Source organism: Planomonospora antibiotica, assembly GCF_014647955.1.
In the GTDB taxonomy this organism is placed as follows: Bacteria; Actinomycetota; Actinomycetes; order Streptosporangiales; family Streptosporangiaceae; genus Planomonospora; species Planomonospora parontospora.
The window spans coordinates 1-11,877 of sequence record NZ_BMQE01000057.1; the positions used below are offsets into that span (position 1 = coordinate 1).

Consider the following 11,877-nt stretch of genomic DNA (forward strand, 5'->3'; position numbering starts at 1 on the left):
CGGCGTCCTTGCAGGCGCGGGCGATTCGCACGGCGATCTCACCGCGGTTGGCGATCAGGACTCTGCGGATCACGGCACCCGTCTCCCCGCCGTCCAGGAGCGCGGCGACCGGTAGCCGTGCGGCTTCCAGCGGGGCGCGGGCGGGAGGACGCGGGCGTCCTCCCCGTCCCGGCCCGCGGCCGTCCGGTACAGCACGCAGATCAGTGCGGAGAGTTCCTCCGGCGTCGGGTCTCCCGCCACGACGCGCAGTATGCGGTCGTCCATCACATCGGCGGGTTTCCGTGCTTGCGCTCGGGCGCGGGGACGTGCTTGGCCTCCAGCAGCCGGAGCGAGCGGACCAGGGTCGCCCTGGTCGCGCGGGGATCGATGACGTCGTCCACCAGCCCTCGTTCCGCGGCGTAGTAGGGATGCATGAGGGTCCTCCTGTAGTCCTCGACCCGGATGGCGCGCTGCGCGGCCGGATCGGCGGCGGCGGCGATCTCCCGGCGGAAGACGACGTTGGCCGCCCCCTCCGCGCCCATCACCGCGATCTCGTTCGTGGGCCAGGCGAAGGAGAGGTCGGCGCCGATCGACCGGGAGTCCATCACGATGTAGGCGCCGCCGTACGCCTTGCGCACGATCACCTGGATGCGCGGGACGCTCGCCGCGCAGTAGGCGTACAGCAGCTTGGCGCCGTGCCGGATGATCCCCCCGTGCTCCTGGTCGGCTCCCGGCAGGAAACCCGGGACGTCGACGAGGCTCACCAGGGGGATGTTGAACGCGTCGCACATCTGGATGAAGCGGGCGCCCTTCTCCGACGCCTTGATGTCCAGCACGCCCGCCAGGTGGGCGGGCTGGTTCGCCACGACGCCGGTCACCCGGCCGTCGAAGGCGGCCAGCCCGCAGATGAGGTTGGGCGCCCAGCCGGCGTGGAACTCGAAGAACTCCCCGTCGTCCACGATCTCCGCGATCAGCCGGGACATGTCGTAGGACTGCGTGGGGTCGGCGGGCACCAGGTCCAGGAGCACGTCGTTGACCCGGTCGGGCGGGTCCGCGGAGGCGATCCGCGGAGGCAGCTCCCTGTTGTTGGCGGGCAGCAGGGAGAGCAGGTGGCGCACGTCCTCCAGGCACGAGATCTCGTCGGGATAGACGAACCCCGCCACCCCGGAGAGGGTGCCGTGCACCTGCGCGCCGCCCAGCGCGTTGTGGCTGATGTCCTCACCGGTCACCGCTCTGACGACGTCGGGACCCGTGATGAACATCTGGGCGGTGTCCTGCACCATGAACACGAAATCGGTGAGGGCCGGCGAGTAGGCCGCCCCGCCCGCGCACGGCCCGAGCATCACGCTGATCTGCGGGATCACCCCGGAGGAGCGCACGTTGCGCTGGAAGATGCCGCCGTAACCGGCCAGTGCCGTGACGCCTTCCTGGATCCGCGCACCCGCCCCGTCGTTCAAACTGATCAGCGGCACGCCCGCGGCCTCGGCGAGGTCCATCGTCTTGTGGATCTTCTCGGCGTGCGCCTCGCCCAGCGCCCCGCCGAAGATCCGGAAGTCGTGGGCGTACACCATCACGTCGCGCCCGTGGACGCGCCCCCACCCGGCCACCACCCCATCGGTGTGCGGGCGGCGCCGTTCCAGGCCGAAACCGGTCGCGCGGTGCCTGCGGAACGCCTCGACCTCCACGAACGAACCGTCGTCCAGGAGCACGTCGAGCCGTTCCCGCACCGTCAGCTTGCCCTTGGCGTGCTGCCTGGCCGTCGCCTCCCGATCAGGCCCCTCGTGGACGCTGTCGCGGAGCAGCTCCAGTTCCGTCACCCGGTCGCGCATCGACTCCCGCGGCAGACCGTCGACCCGGACGGGGACGGCTCTGATCTCTTTCTCTACACGCATGCGGATCTCCTCAACGCTGCGAATAGATCACACGGTAGGAAGGAGGAGAGACCGGTCACACCCCTAGCCGCCCCGTACCCGGACCGCCCGCCCGCGGGCTCCTCAGGCACACGAGCCGAAATACGTCGAATAGGCGGACGGGGCGAGCGTCACCTGGATCCGGTAGGAATGCGCCGCGTCCGGGATCCGGAACATCACGGTTATCTCCGGGTAGACCGCGCTCAGCCCGAGGCCCGCGAAGTAGTGGTCGCTGTCGAAGACGATCCGGAACAGCCCTCGTTCGAAGTCCATTCCGCTCCAGTCGTCGACGCAGCCCCTGCTGTCGGTCTCGGCGCCGGCCACCGCCGCCCAGACGTCGTCGACGACCTGTTCCAGTCGCGCCCGCACTCCGGCGGCCGAACGTCCATACACACCATCCAACGCCTGCACGGTAATGCTCATCTTTAGTGGAACACCAATCTGCCGGAGCCTGCGGCTACGGACCGGCTCGCGAAAAAGGCCCGGGATCCTCCCAGGCGTCACCGGAGGCGACGGGGCTCGCCGGTCAGGCCCTCCGGCCAGCGTGCCCGATCCTGCTATCAGGAGGGCTTCGCACTGCTATCCACGGGCGGCTGCCGGTTGTGCGGACGTCTTGAGCTGCTCTGATGGCACGGTAGAAGCGATCGGATACCGGGCGGATGGCGGCGTTTCCTAGGTTCGGGACAACAGCAGCGGCCCGCTCCCCTGGCCGCGCGAATCGACGACAAGAGGTCGAAGATGAAGAAGAACGTCCGCACCCGGATCATCCGCATCGCCGCCGCCGCGGCCTTCCTCACCGTGGTCACCATTCCCGCGAGCGGTGCGGCCGCCGCTTCCGCCCCGGCTCCGGCCGGCCCCGCGTACTGCTGCTCCCCCTGGCCGTGATCCGCCGTTGATCACCCCGGAATTTCATTCGAGGAAACACCGCCGGACCCGCGGATATAATCTGCGAAAAAAGACGCACTAGGCGGCGGTTTTCCCGGGGACGCGATTCCGGCTCCGCCGACGACCACGCGCCGGCGGAAAGCCGGGATGACAGAGCTCTTTTCTGATCATTACTGAGAGTCGTCAGATTCGGGCGGGAGGGCGAGGATCCGCGGGATCCGCCGCCGCCTTCCCGCCCGGACGTCGCGCCGAGGCGGCACACCTGCCCGCCCGGCGCCCTGACTCTCATCACGGAGAGTGATCGGATCCGGCGGCGGCTCCGGGTCGGCCCGGCCGGGCCGCCCGCAGGTGAAACCGAGATATTCCACGACGCAACCAATAGGCGCGGCACCCGCTCCGGCGCCCGTCCGCCTTTGACAACCCCTCTGAACTCGTCCGACAGGACATCAACCGGGTTGCGCTGGCGCACATAGCGCATAACAAGTAGCATTCTCCGCGAAAGCTGTTAAAGCGCATACGGCCTCTCCGGCGCGGTGATCCATCCGCCCTGCGGGGGAGGTCCACACGGGATGAGCGCTGCACTTCACCACCCGTCGCGCAGTGAGAACTGCGCGTACGGGCGGGGGAAGCTTTCCTCAAGGAGAAATGCGGGTGGAGTTTCACATTCTGGGCCCTCTTGAGGCCACTCTCAACGGCCAGAGGGTGGACCTGGGGGGCGCCAGGCAGCAGACCGTGCTCGCCGTACTCCTCCTGGACGCCAACCGCGCGGTCACCGTCGGGCGGCTCATGGAGGCGATCTACGGGGACGACCCGCCGACGACGTCGCGGGCCCAGATCCAGATCTGCATCTCCACGCTCCGGCGGCTGCTCGCCTCCCACGGCAGCCCGGACATGATCTCCACGCAGTCGCAGGCCTACTCCGTCCAGATCCCCGACGACCGGCTCGACTCCCGCCGCTTCGAGAACCTCGTCCTGCGGGCGCGGCACGCCCGCAAGGAGAGCGACCGCGAGGGGGCCGTCACCCACTACCGGGAGGCGCTCTCCCTGTGGCGCGGGCCCGCGCTGGACGGCATCGAGAGCAGGCTCGTCCAGTCCGCCGCGAGCCGGCTCGACGAGCACTGGATCTCCACCGCGGAGGACTGCATCGACCTCGAGCTGGACCTCGCCCGCCACCACGAGGTGGTCGGCGAGCTCACCGCGCTCACCGAGCGCCATCCGCTCCGCGAGCGGCTGCGCGCCCAGCTGATGATCGCGCTGTACCGCTCGGGCCGGCAGGCCGAGGCGCTGCAGGTCTACCGCCGGGCCAGGCAGGTGATGATCGACGAACTGGGCCTGGAGCCCAACGAGCGGCTCCAGCAGCTGGAGCACGCCATCCTCACCTCCGATTCGAGCCTCGACCTGCCGGTGCAGCCGGTGCTGCTCACCCCCGAGACCCCGTCCGCAGTCCCCCGCCTCCTGCCCACCGACATCGCCGACTTCACCGGGCGGACCAAGCAGATCGACGACATCCGGCAGCGCCTGACGGCCTCCGTCGAGGGCCGCTCCAGCTTCGCCGTGCCGATCATCGTCCTCGTCGGCAAGCCCGGGATCGGCAAGAGCACGATCGCGGTGCACGTGGCCCACTCCGTCGTCGAGGAGTACCGCGACGGCCAGCTCTTCGCCGACCTGCACGGCGGCGCCTCCCGCCCGGTCGGCCCGATGGAGGTGCTCGAACGGTTCCTGCGCGCGCTCGGGGTGGTCGGCACCGCGGTCCCCGACGGCCTGGAGGAACGCGCGGAGATGTACCGCGCCCTGCTCGCCGACCGCCGGATGCTCATCGTGCTGGACGACGTGGGCAACGAGGGCCAGGTCCTGCCGCTGCTCCCCGGCAGCCCCGCCTCCGCCGTCATCGTCACCAGCCGGAGCAGGCTCACCGGCCTGGCCGGCGCCGTCCACGTCAACGTCGACGTCTTCGACTCCGCCCAGGCGATGGACCTGCTCACCCGCATCGCCGGGGCCGACCGGGTGCAGTCGGAGACGGAGGCCGCGACGGCGCTGACCAGGCTCTGCGGGCGGCTGCCGCTGGCCCTGCGCATCGCGGGCGCGAGACTCTCCGCACGTCCTCACTGGAGCATCGGGCAGCTGGTCGAGCGGCTCGAGGACGAGACCCGCAGGCTCGACGAGCTCAAGCACGGCGAGATGGGCATCCGGGCGAGCATCTCGCTCACCTACGAGAGCGTCGGCGAGGAGGCGCGGCGGCTCTTCCGGCGGCTGGCGGTGCTGGAGTCGCAGGTGTTCTCCGCCTGGGTCGGCGCCGCGCTGCTGGAGCGGCCGCTGCCCGAGGCGCAGGACCTGCTGGACGACCTGGCGGACGCGCAGCTGGTCGAGCCCACCGGGACCGGGCAGGGCGTGCACACCCAGTACCGGTTCCACGATCTCATCCGGGTGTTCGCCAGGGAGCGCCTCGCCATCGAGGAACCGGCCGCCGAGCGCAGCGCGGCGCTCGCCCGGGTGCTCGGCGGCCTGCTCTCCCTGGTGGACGCGGCCCGCCGCCGCGAGTACGACAACCGCATGCTGATCTCCAGCACCACCGCCGTCTGGTCGCCTCCGGAGCAGCTGGTCGGCCGGCTGGTCGCCGCGCCGCTCGACTGGTTCGAGCGCGAGCGCCAGATCCTCGTCTCCGGCATCCGGCAGGCCGCGCAGGCGGGCTTCAGCGAGATCTGCTGGGGACTCGCCATCGGCGCGGCCACCTTCTTCGAGTCCCGGGTCTACCTGGACGACTGGCGGGAGACCCAGCAGATCGCGCTGTCCACCGCCCGCCAGGCCGGGGACGTGCGCGGCCAGGCCGCCATGCTGTACTCGATGGGCTCGCTCGCCAGCACCGAGCAGCGGTTCGACAACGCCCGCCGCGACTTCGAGGCGGCGATCAAGCTGTTCGAGGAGATCGGCGACGACCAGGGCGTCGGCATGACCATCGCCAACGTCGGCTACCTCGACCGGATGGGCGGCCGGCTGGAGAGCGCTGCCGCCCGCTACGAGCAGGCCCTGGAGATCCTCCGCCGGACCGGCGACCAGACCACGCCCATCTTCGTGCTCCACAACCTGGCGCAGGTCAGGCTGGAGTGCGGTGACTCCGACGGCGCCAAGCGCCTGCTCACCGAGGCGCTGCACCTGGTGCGGGACGGTGTGAGCAGGAGGACCGAGGCGCAGGTGCTGCACCGGATGGGCCACACCTGCCTGCAGGCGGACGAGCCCGTCATGGCGGTGGAGGCGTTCGGCCAGGCGCTGGAGGCCGTCCGCGAGATCGGCGACTCCACCGGGGAGACCTACATCCTGTACGGCCTCGGCATCGCACGGATGCGGCAGGGCGACCTCGCCGAGGCGGGCAGCTCGCTGCGGTACGCGCTGATGCTGGCCAACGCCTCCGGTGAGCGGCTCGCGAAGGGGCGGACCCTGGCGGGCCTGGGCGAGCTGGCCCTGTCGGAGGAGAGCCCGGCGGAGGCCGTGGGCTACCTCCGGCAGGCGCTCTCGCTGTTCGGCACGATGAGCATCCCGCTCGACGAGGCGCACGCCCTCGGCATGCTCAGTGACGCGCACGCCGCGCTGGGGGACTCCGCGGAGGCCCGCACCACCCTGGCCGAGGCGTTCTCGGTGATCGACCGGATCGACCCCCCCGCCGCCCAGCGCCTGCGCGTCCAGCTCACCGACCGCGTCCGGGAGCGGCGGCCGCACCCCGAACCGTCCCCCTACCCGGACACCGGCGCCCCCTGACCGGATCCGGCGCCCCCGTGATGTCGGCCGGGAGCGTTCTTCCCCGGCCGCACGGCACCTACGCTCGCTGGTGTGACCGCTATCGAGAGAACGGGTGGCCGGCTGCTCGCGATCAGCGACCTCCACATCGCCCACGAGGAGAACCGGAAGGTCCTCGACGGGCTGCGACCGGATTCGGACGACGACTGGCTGCTGGTCGCCGGTGACGTCGGCGAGTTCGCCGCCGACGTCGAGTGGGCGCTCCGCCTCCTCAAGGAGCGGTTCTCCACCGTGGTCTGGACACCGGGGAACCACGAGCTGTGGACGCTTCGCGACGATCCGGTCCAGTTGCGCGGCGAGTCCCGCTACCGCCACCTGGTCGAGACGTGCCGGCGGATCGGCGTGATCACCCCCGAGGACCCGTATCCCGTCTGGACCGGGCCCGGCGGCCCGGTGACCGTCGCCCCCCTGTTCCTGCTGTACGACTACAGCTTCCGCCCGGCGGGGCTGTCGCAGCGGGAGGCGATGGAGTGGGCGCACGAGACGGGGGTGGTGTGCACCGATGAGTTCTTCCTCCATCCGGACCCCCACCCCAGCAGGGAGGCCTGGTGCCGGGCGCGGGTCGCGGAGACCGAGCGCCGCCTCGCCGCCCGCACGCCCGGCATCCCGACGGTCCTGGTCAACCACTTCCCGCTGAACGCCGAGCCCACCCGGGTGCTGCACCATCCGCAGTTCGCCCAGTGGTGCGGCACCGAGCTCACCCGGGACTGGCACCTGCGGCACGACGCCCGCGCCGTCGTCTACGGCCATCTGCACATCCCGCGGACCACCTGGCACGACGGGGTCCGGTTCGAGGAGGTCTCCCTCGGCTACCCGCGGGAGTGGCGCCGGTGGGACCGGCCCGGCTCGCCCCTGAGAACGGTGCTCCCCGTCCGGGGCGCGTGACCGGGACCGGCCGACCCCTGACCTCCCCTTTCCGCGCTCCGGATCTCCCCGGCGCACCTGGCCCCCGCACCGCGGAACAGGGGTCCGCGGCACCCGAATAGGGGGTCGTCCGCCTGGAGGCAGAGGCCTCCCTTATGACTCAATGGAGAGCACCGAGAATGCGATTCCACCTGCCTTTCCGACGCCGCCGGCCGACCGGGCCGACTCGCGGTGAACGGCACAGAGAGGATGCCGCACGAGCATGACAGACACGAACGTCGACACCAGTCCCTGGATCAGGCGGTTCCATCCCGCACCGGACGCCGGCGCCCTCCTGGTCTGCCTCCCCCACGCGGGCGGATCCGCTCCGTTCTTCTTCCCCGTCTCCAGGGCGCTGTCGCCCTCGGTGGACGTGCTGGCGGTGCAGTACCCCGGCAGGCAGGACCGCCGCGGCGAGCGGTGCGTGGACGACCTGGGCGAGCTGGCCGACCTGGTGACGCGGGAACTGCGGCCCGCGCTCGACCGCCCTGTCGCGCTCTTCGGCCACAGCATGGGCGCCACCCTGGCGTTCGAGGTCGCCAGGAGGCTCGAAGCCGAGGGCACCGTGCCGCTGGCCCTGTTCGCCTCCGGCCGGCGCGCGCCGTCCCGCCACCGCGAGGAGCGGGTGCACCTGACCGACGACGCCGGCCTCGTCGCCGACCTGAAGCGGCTGAGCGGCACCGACGCCCAGGTGCTCGGCGACGACGAGATGCTGCAGGCGATCCTGCCGGCGGTGCGCAGCGACTACAAGGCGGCGGAGACCTACCGCTACCGGCCGGGCCCCCGGCTGAGCTGCCCGGTCGTCGCCCTCACCGGAGACGCCGACCCCCACGTGACCATGGCCGAGGCCGAGGCCTGGGGGGAGCACACGGACGCCGCGTTCACCCTGCGCGTGTTCCCGGGCGGCCACTTCTATCTCAGCTCCCACGCCGCAGCGGTGATGAGGGAGATCACGGACCACATCTCGGGCCGTGCCGCGCGTCTGGACGCGCGCCCGCGGCAGGACGTACGGAGGGAACACCAGTGATGACCTCGGAGGTCGACTACATCGTCCGTCTCGACGGCGTGCAGAAGGTCTACGGCAGGGGCAGCGGCACCGTGACGGCGCTCGCCGGGGTCACCGCGGCCTTCGGCCGGGGCACCCTCACCGCCGTCATGGGCCCGTCCGGATCCGGCAAGAGCACCTTCCTTCACTGTGCGGCCGGACTTGACCGGCCCACGTCAGGATCGGTCAGGTTCTCCGGGGAGGAGATCACCCAGCTCGACGAGGTCGCGCTGACCAAGCTGCGCAGGGAGCGGATCGGTTTCATCTTCCAGTCGTTCAACCTGCTGCCCTCGCTGGACGTGGTGCAGAACATCACCCTGCCGCTGAAGCTGGCGGGACGGACACCCGACTTCGCGCTCGTCTCCGACGTGATCGCGCGGGTCGGGCTCGCCGACCGCAGGCACCACCGGCCGGCCGAGCTCTCCGGCGGCCAGCAGCAGCGGGTGGCGATCGCGCGGGCGCTGGTCACCCAGCCCGCGGTGATCTTCGCCGACGAGCCGACGGGCGCGCTGGACACCCGTACCGCGCTGGAGGTGCTCGATCTGCTGCGCGACTCCGTCACCCGGGCCGGCCAGACGGTCATCATGGTCACCCACGACCCGGTGGCGGCGTCCTACGCCGACCGCGTCGTGTTCCTCGCCGACGGCCGGCTCGCCGACGAGCTGAACCGCCCGACCGCCGAGGCGGTGGCGGACCGGATGACCCGTCTCGGCGCCTGGGACGCGCGTCCGGTGGGGGGGCGGCGCTGATGCTCGGCATCGCCTTGAGCAGCCTGCGGTACCGCGGGAGCGCCTTCATGGCCGCCTTCGTGGCCATGCTCCTGGGCGCCGCGGTCGTCTCCGCCTGCGGCGGCCTGATGGAGACGGGCATCCGGCTCGCCATACCGCCCGACCGCCTGGCCGCCGCCTCGGTCGTGGTGACCGGCGACCAGTCGTACGAGATCCCCCGGGCCGCACCCGCCGCGAAGAGCGCGGGCGGCGAGGAGGACGAGGAGGAGGATTCCGAGTGGGTCACGCTCCCCGAGCGCGTCCGGCTCGACGCCGGCGTGGCCGACAAGGTCGCGGCCGTGCCCGGCGTCGCCAGGGCGATCGGTGACGTGTCCTTCCCGGCGGCGGTGGCGGACGGCCTCCGGGCGACCGGGCACGGGTGGGGGTCGACGGAGCTGACGCCCTACACGATCAGCAGCGGCACGCCGCCGACCCGGCCGGGCGACGTCGTGCTCGACGCGGGGCTGGCCGCCGAGGCCTCGGTCGGAACCGGCGACCAGGTGCGGATCGCGGCCGGCGGGACCGCGGGCACCTACCGGGTGAGCGGCCTCGCCGTACCCCCCGACGACCGGGAGGTCGCGGAGGCGCCCGTGTTCTTCCTCTCCGCCGACGTGCAGAGCCTTACCGGCCGCGGCGGGAAGGTGGACGCCATCGGGGTCCTGGCCGCGGCGGGCGTCGACGCGGAGGAGCTCGGCGAGCGCATCCGGACGGCGCTCGCCGGCCAGGGCGCGGTGGTGCTCACCGGCGACGAGCGCGGCAGGGCCGAGTTCCTGGAGTCGGCGGTCAGCAGCGAGAGCCTGATCACCCTGGCGGGGGTGTTCGGCGGACTGCTGATCATCGTCGTGGTCTTCGTGGTGGCCAGCACCCTGGGGCTCTCCGTCCACCAGAGGCAGCGCGAGATGGCACTGCTGCGCGCGATCGGCACGACCCCCGGCCAGGTCCGCCGGCTGGTGCTGGGCGAGGCGATGGTGATGGCCGTGCTCGCCGCGGCGCTGGGCAGCCTGCTCGGCCCCTACCTCGGCGGCTGGCTGTTCGACCGGCTGGCCGGCGCCGGCATGGTGCCGGAGAAGGTGGTGTTCCACCAGGGCTGGATCCCCGCCCTGATCGCGGTGAGCGTGTCCCTGGTCACCTCGTTCGCGGCGGCTCTGGTGGCCGCCCGGCGCGCCGCGCTGGCCAGGCCGACGGAGGCGCTCGCCGACGCCGCCCTGGAACCCGTCAAGATCGGCTGGTTCCGCCCCGTCCTGGCCGTGATCTGCTTCGCCGGCGGCGTGGCGCTGGCCATGGTGACCATGCTGGTCATGGAGGGCCCGCAGGCGGCCGCCACGGCGGGACCCGCGGTGCTGCTGTGGGCCATCGCGCTGGCACTCCTGTCCCCCGTCATCACCAAGGGGATGGTCGCCGTGCTGGGCGGGCTGTTCCGCCGGATCTCCGCGCCGTCCGGCGAGCTCGCGGTGACCAACGCGCGGACCCGGATCGTCCGGGTGGCCGCCGCGGTGACCCCGATCATGCTCGCGACCGGGGTGGCCACCGCCAACCTCTACGTCCAGACCACCCAGGTCGCCGCGGGCGAGCGCGCCTTCGTCGAGAGCCTGCGGGCCGACGCCGTGGTGACCTCGCCGAGCGGAGGGCTCGCCCCCGGGCTGCTGGACCGGGTCCGTGCCGTCCCCGGGATCACCGCCGCGTCGGAGTTCGTCACCAGCACCGGCTTCGTCGAGAGCCCGTACGACGCCGGTACGCCCGAGGACGGCTGGCAGCTGCGCGGGGTCACCGCCGAGGGCGCGACCCAGACCATGGCCATGACCGTCGCCTCCGGCGCGATCGCCGATCTCCGGGGCGACACCGTGGCGCTGACGGCCGAGCACGCGCGGCGCCTGTCCCGCAAGGTGGGGGACACGATCACGATGCGGCTGGGCGACCGCTCGCGGGCCGACCTCAGGATCGTCGCGCTGCTGTCCGCGGGACCGGGCGCCGAGACGGTCGTGCTGCCCGCCCGCCTGCTCGCCGCCCACACCACGGCCGGCCTGCCCACCCGGATCCTGGTGCGCACCACGCCCGACGCCGACCTGGACCGGCTGTCCGAGGCCCTCGGCGGGCTCGGCGCGCAGGTCTCCGGCCGGGACGCCCTGATCGCCGCCCACGGCGAGCAGGAGCAGACCCAGGCGTGGGTGAACTACCTGCTGGTAGGGATGATCATCGTCTACACCGCGATCTCGGTGGTCAACACGCAGGTGATGACCACGACCCAGCGCCGCAGGGAGTTCGGCCTGCAGCGGCTCACCGGGGCCACCCCGCGCCAGGTGATGGAGATGATGGGCGTGGAGGCCGCACTGGTGGCGGCCATCGGCATCGTGCTCGGCACCTTCGCCTCCCTGGTCAGCCTGGTCCCCTTCAGCATCGCGGTCAGCGGCACCCCGGTGCCCTCCGGCCCGGTCTGGATCTACCTGGCCGTGGTCGTCATCGCCACCGCGCTCACCCTGGGCGCCACCTGGCTGCCCACCTGGCTGGCCATGCGCGTCCGGCCCGCCGAGGCCGCCGTCGCCGCGTACTGACGCCGGCCCGTCCCTCGGCTTCACCTCGGGAACGGGCCGGGGCCCGCACC

The 11,877-nt window shown here is 72.1% G+C and carries 10 protein-coding genes; 6 read left to right on the plus strand and 4 right to left on the minus strand.

All coding sequences use genetic code 11. The features are described from left to right. From IEZ06_RS37775 to IEZ06_RS31430, 4 genes are all read right to left on the minus strand, one after another. Nucleotides 1-70 (minus strand): biotin carboxylase N-terminal domain-containing protein (locus IEZ06_RS37775; RefSeq protein ID WP_373293969.1); only part of this gene is annotated, 70 nt, incomplete at its 3' end. Further along, on the minus strand, nucleotides 70-264 hold the full coding sequence (locus tag IEZ06_RS31420) for an acyl-CoA carboxylase subunit epsilon (protein WP_189240307.1): 195 nt from the start codon (nucleotides 262-264) through the stop codon (nucleotides 70-72). The genes IEZ06_RS31420 and IEZ06_RS37775, both read right to left, overlap by 1 nt. After that, nucleotides 264-1,808: an acyl-CoA carboxylase subunit beta gene (locus IEZ06_RS31425; RefSeq protein WP_189240330.1), complete on the minus strand. Its 1,545-nt coding sequence runs from the start codon at nucleotides 1,806-1,808 to the stop codon at nucleotides 264-266. The genes IEZ06_RS31420 and IEZ06_RS31425 overlap by 1 nt, the downstream gene beginning before the upstream one ends. Before the next feature lie 165 nt (nucleotides 1,809-1,973). Then, entirely contained in the window at nucleotides 1,974-2,312 is a 339-nt protein-coding gene (locus tag IEZ06_RS31430) for a hydroxyisourate hydrolase (RefSeq protein ID WP_268245640.1), read from the minus strand. 315 nt (nucleotides 2,313-2,627) lie between these two features. Here IEZ06_RS31430 and IEZ06_RS31435 point away from each other — a divergent pair, with 315 nt between their 5' ends. The 6 genes from IEZ06_RS31435 (at nucleotide 2,628) to IEZ06_RS31460 (ending at nucleotide 11,827) form a co-directional block, all read left to right on the plus strand. Continuing rightward, the gene (locus tag IEZ06_RS31435) at nucleotides 2,628-2,774 is read left to right on the plus strand and encodes a hypothetical protein (protein ID WP_157237516.1); all 147 of its coding nucleotides are present in this window, start codon (nucleotides 2,628-2,630) and stop codon (nucleotides 2,772-2,774) included. Nucleotides 2,775-3,425: 651 nt separating this feature from the next. Beyond that, nucleotides 3,426-6,524, plus strand: a complete 3,099-nt coding sequence (locus tag IEZ06_RS31440) for an AfsR/SARP family transcriptional regulator (RefSeq protein WP_189240309.1) — start codon at nucleotides 3,426-3,428, stop codon at nucleotides 6,522-6,524. 72 nt (nucleotides 6,525-6,596) lie between these two features. Continuing rightward, nucleotides 6,597-7,448 (plus strand): metallophosphoesterase family protein, encoded by an 852-nt coding sequence (locus IEZ06_RS31445; RefSeq protein ID WP_229798983.1) that lies wholly within the window; start codon nucleotides 6,597-6,599, stop codon nucleotides 7,446-7,448. 241 nt (nucleotides 7,449-7,689) lie between these two features. Continuing rightward, nucleotides 7,690-8,493: a thioesterase II family protein gene (locus tag IEZ06_RS31450; RefSeq protein WP_189240310.1), complete on the plus strand. Its 804-nt coding sequence runs from the start codon at nucleotides 7,690-7,692 to the stop codon at nucleotides 8,491-8,493. Further along, the gene (locus IEZ06_RS31455; protein WP_189240311.1) at nucleotides 8,493-9,260 is read left to right on the plus strand and encodes an ABC transporter ATP-binding protein; all 768 of its coding nucleotides are present in this window, start codon (nucleotides 8,493-8,495) and stop codon (nucleotides 9,258-9,260) included. The genes IEZ06_RS31450 and IEZ06_RS31455 overlap by 1 nt, the downstream gene beginning before the upstream one ends. Continuing rightward, on the plus strand, nucleotides 9,260-11,827 hold the full coding sequence (locus IEZ06_RS31460) for an ABC transporter permease (protein WP_189240312.1): 2,568 nt from the start codon (nucleotides 9,260-9,262) through the stop codon (nucleotides 11,825-11,827). Before IEZ06_RS31455 ends, IEZ06_RS31460 begins: the two co-directional genes overlap by 1 nt. Nucleotides 11,828-11,877 lie beyond the last annotated feature (50 nt).

Excerpts from the sequence above, each read along its gene's own strand:
- IEZ06_RS31420 (WP_189240307.1), bottom strand. The coding sequence starts at position 264 with ATGGACGACCGCATACTGCGCGTCGTGGCGGGAGACCCGACGCCGGAG.
- IEZ06_RS31425 (WP_189240330.1), bottom strand. The coding sequence starts at position 1,808 with ATGCGCGACCGGGTGACGGAACTGGAGCTGCTCCGCGACAGCGTCCAC.
- IEZ06_RS31430 (WP_268245640.1), bottom strand. The coding sequence starts at position 2,312 with ATGAGCATTACCGTGCAGGCGTTGGATGGTGTGTATGGACGTTCGGCC.
- IEZ06_RS31435 (WP_157237516.1), top strand. The coding sequence starts at position 2,628 with ATGAAGAAGAACGTCCGCACCCGGATCATCCGCATCGCCGCCGCCGCG.
- IEZ06_RS31450 (WP_189240310.1), top strand. The coding sequence starts at position 7,690 with ATGACAGACACGAACGTCGACACCAGTCCCTGGATCAGGCGGTTCCAT.
- IEZ06_RS31455 (WP_189240311.1), top strand. The coding sequence starts at position 8,493 with ATGACCTCGGAGGTCGACTACATCGTCCGTCTCGACGGCGTGCAGAAG.
- IEZ06_RS31460 (WP_189240312.1), top strand. The coding sequence starts at position 9,260 with ATGCTCGGCATCGCCTTGAGCAGCCTGCGGTACCGCGGGAGCGCCTTC.